General features: G+C 39.0%; 13 protein-coding genes and 1 other RNA gene. 8 read left to right on the forward strand and 6 right to left on the reverse strand.

The window, feature by feature from the left end:
• Positions 1–54 precede the first annotated feature (54 nt).
• Both AC3E9F_RS00970 and AC3E9F_RS00975 read right to left on the reverse strand, forming a co-directional pair.
• Positions 55–795 (reverse strand): amino acid ABC transporter ATP-binding protein, encoded by a 741-nt coding sequence (locus AC3E9F_RS00970; protein ID WP_490672688.1) that lies wholly within the window; start codon positions 793–795, stop codon positions 55–57.
• Positions 795–2,360: an ABC transporter substrate-binding protein/permease gene (locus tag AC3E9F_RS00975; RefSeq protein WP_263393974.1), complete on the reverse strand. Its 1,566-nt coding sequence runs from the start codon at positions 2,358–2,360 to the stop codon at positions 795–797. The genes AC3E9F_RS00970 and AC3E9F_RS00975 overlap by 1 nt, the downstream gene beginning before the upstream one ends.
• A 130-nt stretch (positions 2,361–2,490) precedes the next feature.
• On the opposite strand from AC3E9F_RS00975, the gene AC3E9F_RS00980 reads away from it, so the two are divergent.
• Positions 2,491–4,386 (forward strand): DUF2207 domain-containing protein, encoded by a 1,896-nt coding sequence (locus tag AC3E9F_RS00980; protein ID WP_263393973.1) that lies wholly within the window; start codon positions 2,491–2,493, stop codon positions 4,384–4,386.
• 61 nt (positions 4,387–4,447) lie between these two features.
• Positions 4,448–5,293: an undecaprenyl-diphosphate phosphatase gene (locus AC3E9F_RS00985; RefSeq protein WP_263393972.1), complete on the forward strand. Its 846-nt coding sequence runs from the start codon at positions 4,448–4,450 to the stop codon at positions 5,291–5,293.
• A 35-nt stretch (positions 5,294–5,328) separates the two neighbouring features.
• On the opposite strand, the gene dinB is transcribed toward AC3E9F_RS00985, so the two are convergent.
• Entirely contained in the window at positions 5,329–6,390 is a 1,062-nt protein-coding gene (gene dinB, locus AC3E9F_RS00990) for a DNA polymerase IV (RefSeq protein ID WP_263393971.1), read from the reverse strand.
• Positions 6,391–6,628: 238 nt separating this feature from the next.
• Here dinB and pflB point away from each other — a divergent pair, with 238 nt between their 5' ends.
• Positions 6,629–8,944 (forward strand): formate C-acetyltransferase, encoded by a 2,316-nt coding sequence (pflB, locus tag AC3E9F_RS00995; protein ID WP_263393970.1) that lies wholly within the window; start codon positions 6,629–6,631, stop codon positions 8,942–8,944.
• Positions 8,945–9,347: 403 nt separating this feature from the next.
• A complete protein-coding gene (locus AC3E9F_RS01000; protein ID WP_490672689.1) occupies positions 9,348–11,450 on the forward strand; it encodes an AAA family ATPase in 2,103 nt (700 codons plus the stop codon).
• A 58-nt stretch (positions 11,451–11,508) separates the two neighbouring features.
• On the opposite strand, the gene AC3E9F_RS01005 is transcribed toward AC3E9F_RS01000, so the two are convergent.
• Positions 11,509–11,991: an S-ribosylhomocysteine lyase gene (locus tag AC3E9F_RS01005; protein WP_178895378.1), complete on the reverse strand. Its 483-nt coding sequence runs from the start codon at positions 11,989–11,991 to the stop codon at positions 11,509–11,511.
• A gap of 205 nt (positions 11,992–12,196) precedes the next feature.
• Between AC3E9F_RS01005 and AC3E9F_RS01010 the strand changes: the two genes are divergently transcribed.
• Positions 12,197–14,179 carry a peptide ABC transporter substrate-binding protein gene (locus AC3E9F_RS01010; protein WP_263393968.1) on the forward strand — a complete coding sequence of 661 codons (1,983 nt, stop codon included), beginning with the start codon at positions 12,197–12,199 and terminating at the stop codon, positions 14,177–14,179.
• Between the two features lie 79 nt (positions 14,180–14,258).
• On the opposite strand, the gene pbp1a is transcribed toward AC3E9F_RS01010, so the two are convergent.
• On the reverse strand, positions 14,259–16,394 hold the full coding sequence (pbp1a, locus tag AC3E9F_RS01015) for a penicillin-binding protein PBP1A (protein ID WP_263393967.1): 2,136 nt from the start codon (positions 16,392–16,394) through the stop codon (positions 14,259–14,261).
• Positions 16,391–16,987 carry a Holliday junction resolvase RecU gene (recU, locus tag AC3E9F_RS01020; RefSeq protein ID WP_263393966.1) on the reverse strand — a complete coding sequence of 199 codons (597 nt, stop codon included), beginning with the start codon at positions 16,985–16,987 and terminating at the stop codon, positions 16,391–16,393. Before recU ends, pbp1a begins: the two co-directional genes overlap by 4 nt.
• A gap of 67 nt (positions 16,988–17,054) precedes the next feature.
• Here recU and AC3E9F_RS01025 point away from each other — a divergent pair, with 67 nt between their 5' ends.
• The 3 genes from AC3E9F_RS01025 to rnpB all read left to right on the forward strand — a co-directional run bounded on the left by AC3E9F_RS01025 (position 17,055) and on the right by rnpB (position 18,387).
• Positions 17,055–17,582, forward strand: coding sequence for an SLOG family protein (locus AC3E9F_RS01025; protein ID WP_263393965.1), 528 nt, complete (start codon positions 17,055–17,057; stop codon positions 17,580–17,582).
• 69 nt (positions 17,583–17,651) lie between these two features.
• Positions 17,652–17,987 (forward strand): cell division regulator GpsB, encoded by a 336-nt coding sequence (gpsB, locus tag AC3E9F_RS01030; protein ID WP_025168611.1) that lies wholly within the window; start codon positions 17,652–17,654, stop codon positions 17,985–17,987.
• A gap of 18 nt (positions 17,988–18,005) precedes the next feature.
• Positions 18,006–18,387, forward strand: an RNA gene (gene rnpB, locus AC3E9F_RS01035) — RNase P RNA component class B.
• The last annotated feature ends 31 nt before the right edge of the window (positions 18,388–18,418 follow it).

Here is an 18,418-nt window from a genome sequence, read left to right on the forward strand (position 1 = left end):
AATCTGCCTTTTCATTTGTAAGAATAGAAAAAAGACTGCATTTGCAGTCTTTTTTTATCGAAGATAACGTTGTAAAAATTCTTTTGTACGGTCTTCTTTAGGATTTGTAAATAGTTCTTCTGGTTTGCCTTCTTCAGCAATGACACCCTTATCCATAAAGATAACACGGTGTGATACATCGCGAGCAAATTCCATTTCGTGGGTTACGACGATCATGGTCAAACCTTCTTGGGCTAAATCTTGCATAATTTTAAGAACTTCACCGACCATTTCAGGGTCAAGGGCTGAAGTAGGTTCGTCAAAGAGAATGGCATCAGGATTCATTGAAAGTGCGCGAGCAATCGCAACACGTTGCTTTTGACCACCGGAAAGTTGTTTTGGTTTAGCTTGCCAGTAACGTTCTCCCATGCCAACTTTTTCAAGATTTTCTTTTGCAATTTTCTCTGCTTCTGAGCGATCACGTTTGAGTACAGTTGTTTGGGCAACGATTGTATTTTCAAGCACGTTGAGATTTTCAAAGAGGTTGAAGGACTGAAAGACCATTCCTAGTTTTTCACGATAGTGAGTGAGGTTATACCCTTTTTCAAGGACGTTTTCACCGTGATAAAGGATTTCACCTTCAGTTGGTGTTTCAAGTAAGTTGATTGAACGTAGGAAGGTTGATTTACCACTACCGGAACTTCCGATGATAGAAATAACTTCTCCTTTATGAATAGTGAGAGAGATATCTTTTAGGACCTCGTTTTGTCCATAGGATTTTTTGAGGTGTTTGATTTCAAGAATGGGTTGATTCATTATTTCAAATCCTCCGTTTGCATTTGGTTAGCTCCTGTTGTGTAGGTATCCATATCCATCCGTTTTTCGATATAGCGTAGGATACGTGTTACTGTAAAGGTGAGGACAAAGTAGATAACTGCGATAATAGTAAAGGTTTGGAAGTATTGGTAGGTTTGTGTTGCTACCGTATTTCCTGAGAAGTAAAGTTCTACAACAGAGATAACATTCAATACAGAAGTATCCTTGATGTTGATGACGAACTCATTACCAGTAGCAGGTAGGATATTTCGAACTACCTGAGGTAGAACAATCTTACGCATGGTTTGATTATGAGTCATACCAAGTGCAGTAGCTGCTTCAAATTGTCCTTTGTCAACAGCTAGGATACCACCACGAACGATTTCGGTCATGTAGGCACCGGTATTGATAGAAACGATAAAGATAGCAGCGAGAGTACGGTCTAGGTTGATTCCGAAAGCCTGGGCAGTTCCATAGTAGATAACCATAGATTGTACAATCATAGGAGTTCCACGGAAAATTTCAATATAGATATTGAGAATCCAACCGATTAGTTTTTGAATACCGAAAATAAATTGATTTTCAGATAGAGGTGCCGTACGGAAGATACCGATAGCCAGACCAATAACGAGACCAACGATGGTACCGATAATTGAAATGAGAAGGGTAATACCAGCACCACGCAAGAGTTGTTGCCAGTTTTCAGTTAGAATTTTAGCAACTTGGCTAAAGAAATTACTACTGTTTTCTTCTGTCGTTGTAGATTCGGCAGGTTGCTCCTTTATCATACGGTCCATGAGCGCAACTTGCTCATCTTTAGAAATGGTTTCAATGCTAGCGTTGATTTGACTGATACGGTCGTCATCTTTACGTAGACCGATAGCGATAGATGTATCTTCTTCTCCAGTTTTAAAACCAGGTTCAGGTTGAATCATTTTGAACTTAGCATTTGCTGATTCAGCAGTTAAGGCTTCTGGACGTTCAGAAACATAGGCATCAATGACACCAGCTTCAAGGGCTTGACGCATTTGAGCGAAATCTCCCATGGCAGTTTCCTTCTGAGCGCCTGGAATTTGAGAAATCAAATCATAAAGGTAAACACCTTGTTGAGAAGTGATTTTAGCACCTTCAAAGTCATTTAAGCTAGTAGCATTAGCGTAGCTCGAGTCTTTCTTCACTACGAGAACAGGCTCACTAGTGTAGTAACTACTTGAGAAGGCAATTTCTTGCTTGCGTTCAGCGGTTGGGCTCATACCAGCGATAATCATATCGATTTTACCGGAAGTCAGAGCTGGAACAAGTCCTTCCCATTTTGTCTTAACAATGAGGGGTTCTTTACCGAGGTCTTTAGCGATTTTTTTTGCAATTTGAACATCATAACCATTGGCGTACTGGTTGGTCCCGTCAATCTTGACAGCACCGTTGCTATCGTCGTCTTGAGTCCAGTTGAAGGGTGCATAAGCTGCTTCCATCCCGATGCGTAAATATTCATCGGCTTGGACCTGGCTAACTAGTCCTAGGGTCAGGGCTAGGCTAGCAAGGATAGTTAAGCATAATTTTTTCATGTTTTCTCCTATTTCTAGTCTAAAAATGGCTCCCTCTATTGTATCTAAAAATGATGAGATTTTCAATACAAGCAAACCTTAAGTTCTAAAAAATGATATAATAGTGAAAAAACGTGAAAGGGAATGTAAGATGAAAAAGAGATGGTTACTTGCCCTGGTATTTACTTTTTTACTATTTATCCCGAGCCTTGTTTTTGCAGTAGACTTCGACATTCTATCCTATAAGGGGGATTTGAATATTCATGCAGATAATACAGCAGTTTTCCAAGAAACAATTACCTACCATTTTAAAGATGATTTTAATGGTCAATTGATTGGGCTCGGTAAAGCAGGGAAGATGCCAAAGGGATTTGAGATTGATGATGACCCAACTGTCCTTGTATCTAAAAATGGGCAAATCGTTCAGGATGTCCTCTCATATACTAAGGAAGAAGAGGAAGGCTACAAGGTCACCATTTTTAATCCGGGAAATGCAGGAGATACTGTTCGGGTAACTGTTACTTGGCAATTGAAAAATCTTCTTTTCTTATATCAGGATATTGCTGAGCTGAATTGGCAACCACTGACAGATAGTTCAGGGGATATTAAAGATTTAGAATTTCGAGTAACATCGGACAAACCAGCCGAGAAACTCTTTTTCCATACTGGTAAACTCCTCAATGAGGGTAGTGTCGAAAAAGTAAACGATATTTATCGAGTGAAGATGAAAAATCTTCCTAGAAACCATCAAGTTGAGCTATATGCCTATTGGCCGAGAGAAGCTTTCTCAAGTGCTCCAAGCCAAGGACTGGACGAAGATAATCTAAGTAACTTTAAAAGAGTTGAGGTAGAAATAAAGGCTGAAAAAGTCCAGGCCAATGTCATGATAAAATGGATTTTTCCAATCTTCTTTACGGCTCTGTTGCTAGTAACAATCCACTATTATAGAGAATTTCGTCAGCATACGACTCTTAAAAAGGTATATCCAAAGAATCATCGTCTCTACGAACCCCCAATGGACCTGCCTCCAATGGTTTTGGCAGAAGCAATCTATTCAACATCCTTAGAGGAAGTTAGCCCTCTAAATAAGCAGAAGTTTGGTAAATTCACCTTTGAACAACTAATCCAAGCAACCTTGTTAGATTTAGTCGATCGAGGGCATTTATCCATTTTTCAAGGTGAAGAAGAGCCTTGGATCAAAATTAACAGTGAAAAAGGTTTGTCTAATTTTGAGAAGGAGTGCCTGCGGATGACTCTTTCTACAAATAAAGAATTGGCTCTTTCAGACCTTTTCCCTGAATATCAAGTTTCTTCTGGTTTATTCCATGGAGCTAAGGAAGCTGATGAGAAGCATATTCGAGAATTCGGCATGCACCTCAAGCGTTCCTTTGAGAGACGACTTGAACGCATGCAAAGTTGTGTTCGAGACAAGGTGAACATTTTACGAATTCCAAGTTATTATCGACCTTTAATGGAAAAAGAAAATAATCTTGTGAAAAAAATGAAAGTCTGTTCGGCTGTAACAGGTGTTGTCGGACTTATCATTTTCTACTATAGTTTTCGAACACATGGCTATTTCTCGCTTCCTTTACTTTCCTTAGGTTTAATTGGTTTACTAGCGAGTGGTTTGATTCATTTAGTAACTCGAGGACCTTCTCGTGATGGAGTCTTAAATGAAGAAGGGGCAGAAGTTGTTTATCACTGGACAAGTTTTGAAAATATGCTTCGGGATATTGCTCATCTTGATAAGGCTGAACTAGAGAGTATTGTTGTTTGGAATCGTCTTTTGGTCTATGCAACTCTCTATGGATACGCTAAGAAGGTAAATAAAATCATGAAGCTTCACAATATTCAACTTGAAAATGCTGCTATGAATCTTTATGTATCTTGTGGGTGGGATAAACAATTTCACACATCTGCTACTCAAATCAATCTATACACATCGGTCGCAAATACAGCAAGTACCTTTTCTGTATCATCCGGAAGCGGTAGCTCTGGTGGTGGTTTCTCAGGCGGTGGCGGTGGTGGAAGTGTTGGTGCTTTCTAAAGAAAACTCAACACGGCCTTTAAAAGTATGATATAATGGATAATAGAAAAAGGAGTAATCTATGTATTTTTTTGAAATTTTAAAATCAATCTTTTTTGGTATTGTTGAAGGAATTACGGAATGGTTGCCGATTTCAAGTACTGGTCACTTGATTTTAGCAGAAGAGTTTATCCAGTATAAAGATCAAAATGAAGCCTTCATGTCTATGTTTAACGTAGTCATTCAGCTGGGTGCAATCTTAGCCGTTATGGTTATCTACTTTAACAAGCTTAATCCCTTCAAACCAGGTAAGGATAAGGTACAAGTTCGTAAAACTTGGCAGTTATGGTCCAAAGTTTTTGTTGCGACTTTACCTCTGCTTCTAGTCTTTAAGTTTGATGATTGGTTTGACACTCACTTTCACAATATGGTATCAGTAGCCATTATGTTGATTGTTTATGGGGTTGCCTTTATCTTTCTTGAAAAACGCAACAAAGCGCAAGCAATTGAGCCAACAGTCACTGAGTTAGACAAATTACCGTATAAAACAGCCCTCTATATTGGACTTTTCCAAGTCTTGGCCCTTTTGCCAGGTACTAGTCGTTCAGGTGCCACTATCGTAGGTGGTTTGTTGAACGGTACTAGTCGTTCAGTGGTGACTGAATTTACCTTCTATCTAGGAATTCCAGTTATGTTTGGAGCCAGCGCTTTGAAGATTTTTAAATTTATCAAAGCGGGAGAAGTGTTGAGCTTTGGTCAATTCTTCTTGCTCTTGGTAGCTATGGTAGTTGCTTTTGCAGTCAGCATGGTTGCTATTCGTTTCTTAACCAGCTATGTCAAAAAACACGACTTTACAGTGTTTGGTAAATACCGTATTGTTCTTGGTAGTGTCTTACTACTTTATAGCTTTGTTCGATTATTTGTATAAGAAAGAAACCTTGAAGGAATTTTCCTTCAAGGTTTTTAGAATCCAGTCACAGTGACACCCAATAAGCGAACACCCTTGTCTTTATCACTCAGTGTTTCGTAGAGTTGGATAATGCTTTGAGCAATTTGTTCAGGGTCTTGCGTTTGCTGTTCTAAAGTTTTTCGTTTCGTCAAGGTGGAAAAATCAGAGTAGCGAATTTTTAAAATGACAATCTTTCCAGATTTCTCGTGTTTTTGAAGATTAAGGGCGACTTTTTCCGAAAGGAGACTTAGCTCTTTTTTGATATCTTCTTCTATGTTGAGAATTTTGCTGTAGGTTTTTTCTTTACCGATGGACTTACGGATACGATTTGATTTGACTGGAGAATTATCTATGCCACGAGCTTTACGGTATAGGTCAAATCCGAGGCGACCAAAACGATCAATGAGAGTAATTTCAGAGATTTCTAGAAGATCAGCTCCCGTAACTACACCCATATGATGCAATTTTTCGACTGTTTTCTTGCCTACACCGTGGAACTTAGCAATATCCATTTGTTTGAGAAAATCTTCAGCTTCATCAGGTAAAATGACAGTCAAACCTTTAGGTTTTTGATAGTCACTTGCCATTTTAGCTAAAAATTTATTGTATGATACACCAGCTGATGCTGTTAATTGTAATTCTTGCCAAATATCCTGCTGGATTAAACGAGCGATTTTAACAGCGGATTTGATACCAAGCTTGTTTTCGGTCACATCTAGATAGGCTTCATCGATACTCATTGGTTCAATCTTATCCGTATATCGTTTAAAAATAGCCCGAATCTGTTGACCAACTTCCCTATATTTTTCGTAGTTTCCAGAAATGAAAACGGCTTGAGGACAACGATCATAAGCCTCTTTAGAACTCATAGCTGAGTGGATGCCGAATGCTCTCGCTTCATAACTACAGGTTGAAACAACGCCTCGACCACCTGTTTTTCTTGGATCGTTACCGATAATAACTGGTTTCCCTTTTAGTTTGGGATTGTCACGAATTTCAACAGCAGCAAAAAAGGCATCCATGTCAATATGGATGATTTTACGAGATAAATCATTCATCAGTGGAAATATCAGCATGAAATGGCCTTTCTTTGATAGATTTGCTAGCTTTATTATACCCCTTTTCTGAAAAAATAGGAAATAGTCAACCTTTTTTCAAAACTATACTACAGTTTATAAGAAAAACGCAACTGTATTATAAAAGAAAGTGGTTAAAAAGTGTGATTTTACTTGTTGAAATCGTTTACTGTGTGTTATACTGAATACATGAATGTAACAGATGACTGTTACTAGAAAGATAAAAGAGGACATTAACATGGTTGTTAAGACAGTTGTTGAAGCACAGGACATTTTTGACAAAGCCTGGGAAGGCTTTAAAGGTGTTGACTGGAAAGAAAAAGCAAGTGTATCACGCTTTGTACAAGCTAACTACACACCTTATGATGGAGATGAAAGCTTCCTTGCAGGACCAACAGAGCGTTCACTTCACATCAAAAAAATCGTAGAAGAAACTAAAGCACACTACGAAGAAACTCGTTTCCCAATGGACACTCGTCCAACTTCTATCGCTGACATCCCTGCAGGATTCATCGACAAAGAAAACGAAGTTATTTATGGTATCCAAAACGATGAACTCTTCAAATTGAACTTCATGCCAAAAGGTGGTATCCGTATGGCTGAAACTACTTTGAAAGAAAATGGATACGAGCCAGACCCAGCTGTTCACGAAATTTTCACAAAATATGTAACAACTGTTAACGACGGTATCTTCCGTGCTTACACTTCAAACATCCGTCGTGCTCGCCACGCTCACACTGTAACTGGTCTTCCAGATGCATATTCACGTGGACGTATCATCGGTGTTTATGCGCGTCTTGCTCTTTACGGTGCAGACTACTTGATGCAAGAAAAAGTGAACGATTGGAACTCAATCGAAGAAATCGATGAAGAAACAATCCGTCTTCGTGAAGAAATCAACCTTCAATATCAAGCATTGCAACAAGTTGTACGCTTGGGTGATCTTTACGGAGTTGACGTTCGCAAACCAGCGATGAACGTTAAAGAAGCTATCCAATGGGTAAACATTGCCTTCATGTCTGTCTGCCGTGTTATCAACGGTGCAGCTACATCTCTAGGACGTGTGCCAATCGTATTGGATATCTACGCAGAACGTGACCTTGCTCGTGGTACATTTACTGAATCAGAAATCCAAGAATTTGTTGATGATTTCGTTATGAAACTTCGTACAGTTAAATTTGCTCGTACAAAAGCTTATGACCAATTGTACTCAGGTGACCCAACCTTCATCACAACTTCTATGGCTGGTATGGGTAACGACGGTCGTCACCGTGTTACTAAGATGGACTACCGTTTCTTGAACACTCTTGATAACATCGGTAACTCTCCAGAACCAAACTTGACAGTTCTTTGGACTGACAAATTGCCATACAACTTCCGCCACTACTGTATGCACATGAGCCACAAACACTCTTCAATCCAATACGAAGGTGTTACAACAATGGCTAAAGACGGATACGGTGAAATGAGCTGTATCTCATGTTGTGTATCTCCACTTGACCCAGAAAACGAAGAACAACGTCACAACATCCAGTACTTCGGTGCTCGCGTTAACGTTCTTAAAGCTCTTCTTACTGGTTTGAACGGTGGTTACGACGATGTTCATAAAGACTATAAAGTATTTGACATCGAACCAATCCGCGACGAAGTTCTTGAATTCGAATCAGTTAAAGCAAACTTTGAAAAATCTCTTGACTGGTTGACTGACACTTACGTAGATGCTTTGAACATCATCCACTACATGACTGATAAGTACAACTACGAAGCTGTTCAAATGGCCTTCTTGCCAACTAAACAACGTGCTAACATGGGATTCGGTATCTGTGGATTTGCTAACACTGTTGATACATTGTCAGCTATCAAGTACGCTACAGTTAAACCAATCCGTGACGAAAATGGCTACATCTACGATTACGAAACAATCGGTGAATACCCACGTTGGGGTGAAGATGACCCACGTTCAAACGAATTGGCAGAATGGTTGATCGAAGCTTACACAACTCGTCTACGTAGCCACAAACTTTACAAAGACGCAGAAGCTACTGTATCACTTTTGACAATCACATCTAACGTTGCTTACTCTAAACAAACTGGTAACTCACCAGTCCACAAAGGTGTATACCTCAACGAAGATGGTTCTGTGAACTTGTCTAAACTTGAATTCTTCTCACCAGGTGCTAACCCATCTAACAAAGCTAAAGGTGGATGGTTGCAAAACTTGAACTCACTTGCTAGCCTTGACTTTGGTTACGCAGCTGATGGTATCTCATTGACAACTCAAGTTTCACCACGTGCTCTTGGTAAAACTCGTGACGAACAAGTTGATAACTTAGTAACAATCCTTGATGGTTACTTCGAAAACGGTGGACAACACGTTAACTTGAACGTTATGGACTTGAACGATGTTTACGAAAAGATCATGTCAGGTGAAGACGTAATCGTACGTATCTCTGGATACTGTGTAAACACTAAATACCTCACTCCAGAACAAAAAACTGAATTAACACAACGTGTCTTCCACGAAGTTCTTTCAATGGATGATGCATTGAGCTAAGATTTATAAATAGTAAATCAAAAACCAGTCACTCTGACTGGTTTTTTGTTATAAAAATTTTTTAAAAAAAATTAGTCAAATTTGGTCAAATATGTTGACTAAAACTGACCAAAGTGATATACTAAGAACATAAGGATAAGAAAGTCCTTAGAAAACATTGATTTTAAGATGATTGTATATACTATCTTAAGATCAAAGTATGGGTAAAACCTAGAAAAGAGGTACAACCTATGGTTAACATTAGTATTTTTAGAAGTCCAATTGCAAAACCTGTATTGGATAAAGAAAAACCTGAAATTATACGTAGAGTAGCAAATAGCTAATCTAAATTTTTTAAAACAAAGGTCAGAGAAAGTCAAATTATTTTGACTAAGTAAATTTGAAAACAAACGAGGTATGAAATATGAATAACAACTTTAATAACTTTAACAACATGGATGATCTATTTAACCAATTGATGGGTGGTATGCGTGGATACAGTTCAGAAAATCGTCGTTACTTGATTAACGGCCGTGAAGTAACGCCTGAAGAATTCGCTATTTACCGTCAAACTGGTCAACTTCCAAGCGAAGGAAGTGAACAAGCTCAGTACGTTCAAGGTAAAGCTATGAAACAAGATGGGATTCTTGCAAAACTTGGACGTAACTTAACAGCAGAAGCACGTGAAGGTAAGTTAGATCCGGTTATTGGACGTAATAAAGAAATCCAAGAAACTTCTGAAATTCTTTCTCGTCGCACAAAGAATAATCCAGTTCTCGTCGGTGATGCTGGTGTTGGTAAAACTGCAGTAGTAGAAGGATTGGCCCAAGCTATCGTGAACGGTGACGTTCCTGCAGCTATCAAGAACAAAGAGATCATTTCTATTGATATTTCTGGACTTGAAGCTGGTACTCAATACCGTGGTAGCTTTGAAGAAAACATTCAAAACTTGGTAAACGAAGTCAAAGAAGCTGGAAATATTATCCTTTTCTTCGACGAAATTCACCAAATTCTTGGTGCTGGTAGCACAGGTGATGGTCAAGGGTCTAAAGGTCTTGCTGATATCTTGAAACCAGCTCTTTCACGTGGGGAATTGACAGTGATTGGTGCAACTACTCAGGATGAATACCGTAATACCATCTTGAAAAATGCTGCCCTTGCTCGTCGTTTCAACGAAGTCAAGGTGAATGCTCCATCTGCTGAAGATACCTTCAAGATTCTCCAAGGGATCCGTGATCTTTATCAACAACACCACAATGTTGTCTTGCCAGATGAAGTCTTGAAAGCTGCAGTTGACTATTCTGTTCAATACATTCCACAACGTAGCTTGCCAGATAAGGCGATTGACTTGGTCGATGTGACAGCGGCTCACTTGGCGGCTCAACACCCTGTGACAGATGTACATGCGGTTGAGCACGAAATTCAAGCGGAAAAAACCAAACAAGAAGAAGCTGCCGCTAAAGAAGACTATGAAGCAGCCCTTAATGCTAAGGTTCGTATTGAAGAACTTGAAAAGAAAATTGCCAACCATACGGAAGACCATAAAGTAACAGCAACAATCAACGATGTGGCTGAATCAGTAGAACGGATGACGGGTATTCCAGTTTCTCAAATGGGTGCAACTGATATCGAACGTTTGAAAGATATGGGTCACCGTTTGCAAACCAAGGTTATCGGTCAAGATAAGGCCGTTGAAGCCGTTGCAAAAGCGATTCGTCGGAACCGTGCAGGCTTTGACGAAGGCAACCGTCCAATCGGTAGCTTCCTCTTCGTCGGACCTACCGGTGTCGGTAAGACTGAGTTGGCTAAACAATTGGCCCTTGATATGTTCGGTACCAAAGATGCCATCATCCGTTTGGACATGTCAGAATACAGCGATCGTACAGCTGTATCTAAATTGATTGGTACCACTGCCGGCTACGTTGGTTACGATGACAACAACAATACCTTGACAGAACGTGTACGTCGCAATCCTTACTCAATCATCCTTCTTGACGAAATTGAAAAGGCAGATCCTCAAGTGATTACACTTCTCCTTCAAGTTTTGGATGATGGTCGTTTGACAGATGGTCAAGGTAACACTGTAAACTTCAAGAATACCGTGATTATCGCAACTTCAAACGCAGGATTTGGCTATGAAGCGAACTTGACAGAAGATGCTGATAAACCGGAACTCATGGATCGTTTGAAACCTTACTTCCGTCCAGAATTCCTCAACCGTTTCAATGCTGTTATCGAATTCTCACATTTGAGCAAGGAAGATCTTTCTAAGATTGTAGATTTGATGTTGATTGATGTTAATAAGACACTTGCTAAGAAAGAAATCGACTTGGCAGTGAGCGAAGCTGCCAAAGAATACATGACTGAAGAAGGTTATGATGAAGTCATGGGTGTTCGTCCTCTCCGTCGTGTGGTTGAACAACAAATCCGTGATAAAGTGACAGATTTCCACTTGGATAATCTTGATGCTAAACACCTAGAAGCTGACATGGAAGATGGTGTTTTGGTCATTCGTGAAAAAGCCTAAATCAAGATTTTGAAAATTAAAAAGGAACCAGTTCAACAGCTGGTTTCTTTTTTTATTATTAGATGACGTGACGTTCAAAGGCATCATCTGAAATTCCTTGTTCAAGAATCAATTTTGCCCATTCCTTAGCAGAAAAGAGGCTGTGATCCTTGTAGTTTCCGCAAGATTCAATAGTTGTTCCTGGGACATCTTCCCAAGTTGTTGTTTCAGCGATTTCCTTTAGAGAATCCTTGATGACAGCTGCGATTTCAGCGCTAGAATGACGTCCCCACATAATCATATGGAACCCTGTTCGACAACCAAATGGTGAACAATCGATCATACCGTCGATGCGAGTACGGATTAGCTTAGCCAAGAGGTGCTCAATAGTATGAAGTCCAGCAGTAGGGATAGAGTCCTCATTTGGTTGAACCAAGCGGATATCAAAGTTAGAAATGATATCTCCTTTCGGTCCAGTCTCTTCTCCAATCAAGCGGACATAAGGAGCTTTTACAATCGTATGATCTAGTTCAAAACTTTCAACAATAACTTCTTTTGACATGGCATTTCCTTTCAACTTTCTTATTTCATTATATCATAAAGATATAGTTGATAAACGGCTATAATAGAAATTTTCCTAAAAATATTTTCATATTAGAAATAGAGGAAGAAAAAATTTTCAAATTAATTTGAAAAATTCTGAAAATTGTATTAACACTTGGCTGAAAAGGGACTATAATGTATAAAAAGTCAAAAAGGAGTTTATTATGAAATTTTCAAAAGTAATGGCCCTAGCAGGAGTGACTCTGTTAGCGTCAGGTGTTTTGGCAGCTTGTTCGGGTTCGGGCTCTAGTGCAAAAGGTGAGAAAACTTTTTCTTACGTTTATGAAACTGACCCAGACAACCTCAACTATTTGACAACTGGTAAAGCTGCAACTGCTAATATCACTAGTAACGTCATTGATGGTTTGATGGAAAATGACCGCTATGGGAACTTTGTGCCATCAATGGCAGAAGACTGGTCTGTATCTCAAGACGGTTTGACATACACTTACAAAATCCGTAAAGATGCTAAGTGGTACACTTCTGAGGGTGAAGAATACGCGGCTGTGAAAGCTCAAGACTTTGTAACAGGTCTTAAATATGCAGCTGATAATAAGTCAGAAGCCCTTTATCTTGTTCAAGAATCCATTAAAGGTCTTGACGCTTATGTCAAAGGTGAAGTAAAAGACTTCTCAGAAGTTGGAATCAAGGCAGTTGATGATCAAACTGTTCAATATACTTTGAATAAACCAGAAAGCTTCTGGAACTCTAAGACAACCATGGGTATTCTTGCACCAGTCAATGAAGAATTCCTTACTTCTAAAGGAAGTGACTTTGCCAAAGCAACTGATCCAAGCAGTATTCTTTACAACGGTCCTTTCTTGTTGAAATCATTGGTAGCTAAATCTTCAGTAGAATTTGAAAAGAATCCAAACTACTGGGATAAGGACAATGTTCATATTGATAAAGTAAAACTATCATTCTGGGATGGTCAAGATACAGGCAAACTTGCAGACACCTTTAAGGATGGTGGCTTCTCAATGGCTCGTCTCTTCCCAACAAGTGCAGGATATCCTGAACTTGAAAAAGAGTTTAAGGATAACATCGTTTATACACCACAGGATTCTGCTACTTTCTTAGTTGGGACAAATATTGACCGTCAGTCTTACAAGTACACTTCTAAGACTACAGATGAGCAAAAGACATCAACTAAAAAAGCTCTCCTAAATAAAGACTTCCGTCAAGCCATTGCTTTTGGTTTTGATAGAACAGCCTATGCTTCTCAAGTCAATGGAGAAAGTGGAGCAAGCAAACTTCTTCGCAACTTGTTCGTACCACCAACATTTGTTCAAGCAGATGGTAAAAACTTTGGTGAATTAGTTAAAGAAAAATTGGTAACCTATGGTGATGAGTGGAAAGATGTCAATCTAGATGACGCTCAAGATGGTCTTTACAATCCTGAAAAAGCGAAAGCAGAATTTGCTAAAGCTAAGACAGCTCTCCAAGCAGAAGGCGTTCAATTCCCAATTCATTTGGATATGCCAGTTGACCAGACTAATACTACAAAAGTTCAACGTGTTCAGTCATTGAAACAATCACTTGAAGCAACATTAGGAACTGACAATGTTATTATTGATATTCAACAACTTCAAAAAGATGAAGTTCTTAATGTTACCTACTTTGCTGAAACAGCTGCTGGAGAAGATTGGGATCTCTCAGATAACGTTGGTTGGTCACCAGACTATATTGACCCATCTACTTACCTTGATATCATCAAACCGTCTGTAGGTGAAAATACTAAGACTTATCTAGGATTTGATTCTGGTACAAACAACGCCGCTGCCAAACAAGTTGGTTTGGAAGATTACGAAAAGATGGTTGTTGAAGCTGACAATGAAGACACAGATGTTTCAAAACGTTATGATAAATATGCTGCTGCCCAAGCTTGGTTGACAGATAGCGCTTTGATTATTCCAACAACTTCTCAAACTGGACGTCCAATGTTGTCTAAGATGGTGCCATATACTCTTCCGTTTGCATACTCAGGCAACAAGGGAACAAGTGAAGCCCTCTTATACAAATACCTTGAACTTCAAGATAAACCAGTAACTACTGATGAATATCAAAAAGCTCAAGATAAATGGAAGAAAGAAAAAGAAGAATCTAATAAAAAAGCGCAAGAAGATCTTGCAAACCATGTTAAATAAAAGAAGGTGGAGTTAGAGATTAACTCCACTTTTTTTGATAGAAAAAGACCTAGGAAAAATCTTCCTAGGTCTTTTATGATTATTGTTGTCCTTGCGGATTTTGATTTTGTTGAGGGTTTTGATTTGTATTTGGAGTAGATGGGTTCTGTGCAGTATTTGGGTTAGTAGTTTCAACAACTGAGGTTTGATTTTCAGTCGTTGAGCTAGAAGATGTTGTTGAAGATTGTTGAGTTGTTTGTTGAACCCAGTTGCTACGTGCACCATTCTTGAAGATGTAATCACCACTTCTATAAAGTCCCTCAGGCATCGTCCAATCTCCCGGATGGTCATCTTCAGAGAGATATTCCATCATTGAGCGGTAAATATTGGCTGCTACTCTAAATCCATCTCCTATAACTGGAGTAAGGCGATTAGAGTATCCTGTCCAAACAGCCATTGAATACTTACGGGTATATCCAACAAACATTTCATCTGGAGCGACTAATTGACTCGTTTTAATATAATTTTCAATCTCCTCATCCGTGTAGTTTGATGTACCAGTTTTACCCGCTTGAGGTAACCAAGAAATGTAAGCACCAGTACCGTTTCCATAATATAGTACTGTTTTCATCATCTCGGTCATCATATAAGCTGTTGTTTCTTTCATAGCACGAGTTCCAGGGGCGGAGAATTCCTTAGAACTTCCGTCACTGAATACTACTTTGTTGATGTACATTGGCTTATAATAAGTACCACCATTCGCAAATGCGGCATAAGCTGCAGCCATTTTTTCACTACTTGCACCGTACTGTTTACCTGATTCGGTCGTATTACTTGAAATTGCATTTGCGTATACCATAGTTGGATAATCAATGCCTAATCCATTTAGGAAACCTTTTGCTTTATCGAGTCCAACTCTATCGAGAGTTTCAACGGCTGGGACATTACGCGATTGTTGGATAGCAGTTTGAAGGGTAATATTACCATAATAACTTCTATCCCAGTTGTAGACTGGAGTGCTAGTACCTGGGAAGTTATATGGTACATCCTTGAGCATGTAGGCAGTAGAGTCATAAATGTCATACTCTAATGCAGGGGCATAGTCTGTGATTGGTTTCATGGTAGAACCCCAGTCACGGTTAGTTTCAACAGCTTGGTTAATACCGAAAGATACGTTACTAGCTTGGTGACGAGAACCAAGTTGAGCAATAACTTTACCATTTGATATATCAATAATGGTAGAAGCTGCTTGGATTTCATCATCTGGATAGTTTACATATTCATCCGTGTTGTATACATCCCAAAGTCGTTTTTGAACGTCTTGGTCGACGTTGGTATAGACTTCCATACCTGTTGTTAATAGATTATAACCTGTCTCTTGCTGAACTTGGTCAATAACCTCTTTAAGATAGTTATCCATGTACTGTGGATAGCTATTAACGGATTTTAGACTTTGAAGACCATCTGTGATTGGAGTATTGATGGCTGTTTCATATTGCTCGGCTGTAAGGTAACCTTGTTTTTGCATTTCTGACAAAACGAGGTTTCGTCTTTCAAGAGCTGCTTCAGGGTGAGAATAAGGATCGTATTGGTTTGGAGCCTGTGGCATACCTGCTAAGAGTGCTAGCTGAGGGATGGATAAGTCTTTTAGATCTTTACCATAATAGTTTTCCGCAGCTGTCTGCATACCATAATTACCATTAGACATGTAGACCTTATTAATGTAATATGTCAAAATTTCCTGTTTGGTTGCAGTTCTTTCTAACTGAATCGCTAACCAAGCTTCCTGAGCCTTACGAGAGATAGTTTGGTCTGACGAAGAAGTTGAAAAATAAGTTAGCTTAATCAACTGTTGCGTCAAGGTTGAACCACCTTGAAGACCACCTCTACTACTTAAGTTTCGTAAGAAAGCACCCAAGATACGGATACTATCAATCCCTCTATGGTTAAAAAAGCGGTGATCCTCGATAGAGACAATTGCATTGACCAATTCAATAGGAATATCACTGCTTTGAGCATTGACACGACGCTCGGCCCCTAAGTCAGCAATCAATTCGTTTTTACTATCGTAAATTTTACTTGAAGTTGTTGCGACAAGTTTGCTTTCGGAAAGTTCTGGTGCTTTAGATACATAGTAGAAGAAGACACTACCGCCAATCAATATTGAAGCAATAAAGGCTGCTAAGAATCCAATTCCTAGATATTTAGCGATGCGCCAGATAAGTTGTTTATTCATATTGTTTTACCACCTAGTAAATGTAGTTTGACGATATCGAGATAAGGTATTTGAGGAAAAGCTTGTTGTTCAATGACATAACCATGCTCTCGAATATAATCAAGCGGCATTGATTTTTTTCCCATATCCTTTTGATAAAAACGGATGAGGTCAATCGCCGGTAATAAATATGTTTCTTGATAAGAAGAAAAATGGATGAGGACGAAGCAAATCCCCTGTTGTTCAAGAACCTGTTCCATATGCTGAATCTGATGAGAATGGAAGTTCTTCATCGGGAAGGCATTTTTTTGTCGGGTTTCCTTTGCTTCAAAATCAATGTAGAATCCTTCATAAACCCCCGAGTAGTCAGTGGTTGAGGCCTGTCTAAAATAGGCTTCAACAATTTTAGCGCGACTCCGTTGAGGGTAGTCGACCCGAACAATCTGAACTGGGGTTGGCTTTTTGTGAATGACTGCTATTCCATGTGATAGATAGTAGTCATTGGTAGCATTAATCATCTTTTCAAAACTCATACCTCGATTTGCGAAATTTTTAGTTTGAGGTAGAGAAGTTTTGCTTGGTTTAGATGAAAGTTTATGTGGATAGTTGACCATAGTCCTCCTTATTGGTACAATAACATCACTCTATTATACCACAAAGGTTTTCAGAAAGGGTGAAAAAATGCATACAGCCTTGGTTTTGGGATACTCAGCTTTTGATTTAGGAGTGTTTAATGAAAAGGACATTCGCTTAAAAATCATAAAAAAAGCTATTCGTAGAGATTTGGAAAGAATGGTTGAGGAAGGGTTGCAATGGCTAGTATTTACGGGTTCTCTGGGTTTTGAACACTGGGTCTTAGAAGTGGCTAGAGACATGAAAGAAGACTATGGATTTCAACTAGCGACCATTTTTGACTTTGAGACCCATGGATCGAATTGGAATGAAGCTAACCAGGTCAAACTGAGTGATTTTAAACAGGTTGATTTTATTAAGTATGCCTATCCGACGTATGAGCATAAAGGTCAACTGAGAGATTATCAAATATTTTTGCTAGAAAACACAGATGGAGCCTATCTTTTTTACGATGAAGAAAACGAAACAAAACTGAAATTTTTTTACGAACTGATGAAAAAGAAAGACAACTATATTACAAAAAGATTAACATTTGAGGATTTAAACGAAATGTCCGAAAATTTTTCCGAAAATTGAGGCTTTGACCTTGCTTTTTGTTTGCCTTTTTTTATATAATAATACTAGTAACTGAGAATGGAGAGAGACATGGCAAGTATTATTTTTACAGCAAAGGATATTTTTGAGCAGGATTTTGGAAGAGAGGTACGTGGATACAGTAAAGCAGAGGTAGATGAATTCTTAGATGACGTTATCAAGGATTATGAAACCTATGCAGCGTTGGTTAAATCATTGCGATTGGAAGTCGCAGAATTGAAAGAACAATTGGCGAACAAACCTCAAGTGGAACCTGTATCTGTAACGTCTGAGCCTACTGAGCTTGGAAGTACGACTTCTATGACTAACTTTGATATCTTGAAACGCTTGAATCGTCTTGAAAAAGAAGTATTTGGAAAACAAATCGTAGAAAATTCTGATTTCTAAGAATCATACAGTTGTGCAATTTTTGGATAATCGCGTGGAGAGTTTATCTTTTCATGAGGAAAGTCCATGCTAGCACAGGCTGTGATGCCTGTAGTGTTTGTGCTAGGCGAAACCATAAGCCTAGGGACGAGAAATCGTTACGGCGAGTGAATAGACTAAGTTTTCGGATATGTTTTAGTAGCTCTGAAAGTGCCACAGTGACGAAGTCTCTCTGGAAACAGAGAGAGTGGAACGCGGTAAACCCCTCAAGCTAGCAACCCAAATTTTGGTCGGGGCATGGAGTGCGCGGAAACGAACGTAGTACTCTGACTGCTAGCAGCTTCTAGCTGTTAGTGGTAGACAGATGATTATCGAAAGAAGTGGTCCTAGTCACTTCTGGAACAAAACATGGCTTATAGAAAATTGCATATAGGTTGGGGCTGAGAAATTTT

The organism is Streptococcus sp. SCPM-O-B-15277 (M60) (genome assembly GCF_058200335.1).

Bases quoted from the DNA above. Each gene is read 5' to 3' on its own strand.
- AC3E9F_RS00970 (WP_490672688.1), bottom strand. From the start codon at position 795: ATGAATCAACCCATTCTTGAAATCAAACACCTCAAAAAATCCTATGGA.
- AC3E9F_RS00975 (WP_263393974.1), bottom strand. From the start codon at position 2,360: ATGAAAAAATTATGCTTAACTATCCTTGCTAGCCTAGCCCTGACCCTA.
- AC3E9F_RS00980 (WP_263393973.1), top strand. From the start codon at position 2,491: ATGAAAAAGAGATGGTTACTTGCCCTGGTATTTACTTTTTTACTATTT.
- AC3E9F_RS00985 (WP_263393972.1), top strand. From the start codon at position 4,448: ATGTATTTTTTTGAAATTTTAAAATCAATCTTTTTTGGTATTGTTGAA.
- dinB (WP_263393971.1), bottom strand. From the start codon at position 6,390: ATGCTGATATTTCCACTGATGAATGATTTATCTCGTAAAATCATCCAT.
- pflB (WP_263393970.1), top strand. From the start codon at position 6,629: ATGGTTGTTAAGACAGTTGTTGAAGCACAGGACATTTTTGACAAAGCC.
- AC3E9F_RS01000 (WP_490672689.1), top strand. From the start codon at position 9,348: ATGAATAACAACTTTAATAACTTTAACAACATGGATGATCTATTTAAC.
- AC3E9F_RS01005 (WP_178895378.1), bottom strand. From the start codon at position 11,991: ATGTCAAAAGAAGTTATTGTTGAAAGTTTTGAACTAGATCATACGATT.
- AC3E9F_RS01010 (WP_263393968.1), top strand. From the start codon at position 12,197: ATGAAATTTTCAAAAGTAATGGCCCTAGCAGGAGTGACTCTGTTAGCG.
- pbp1a (WP_263393967.1), bottom strand. From the start codon at position 16,394: ATGAATAAACAACTTATCTGGCGCATCGCTAAATATCTAGGAATTGGA.
- recU (WP_263393966.1), bottom strand. From the start codon at position 16,987: ATGGTCAACTATCCACATAAACTTTCATCTAAACCAAGCAAAACTTCT.
- AC3E9F_RS01025 (WP_263393965.1), top strand. From the start codon at position 17,055: ATGCATACAGCCTTGGTTTTGGGATACTCAGCTTTTGATTTAGGAGTG.
- gpsB (WP_025168611.1), top strand. From the start codon at position 17,652: ATGGCAAGTATTATTTTTACAGCAAAGGATATTTTTGAGCAGGATTTT.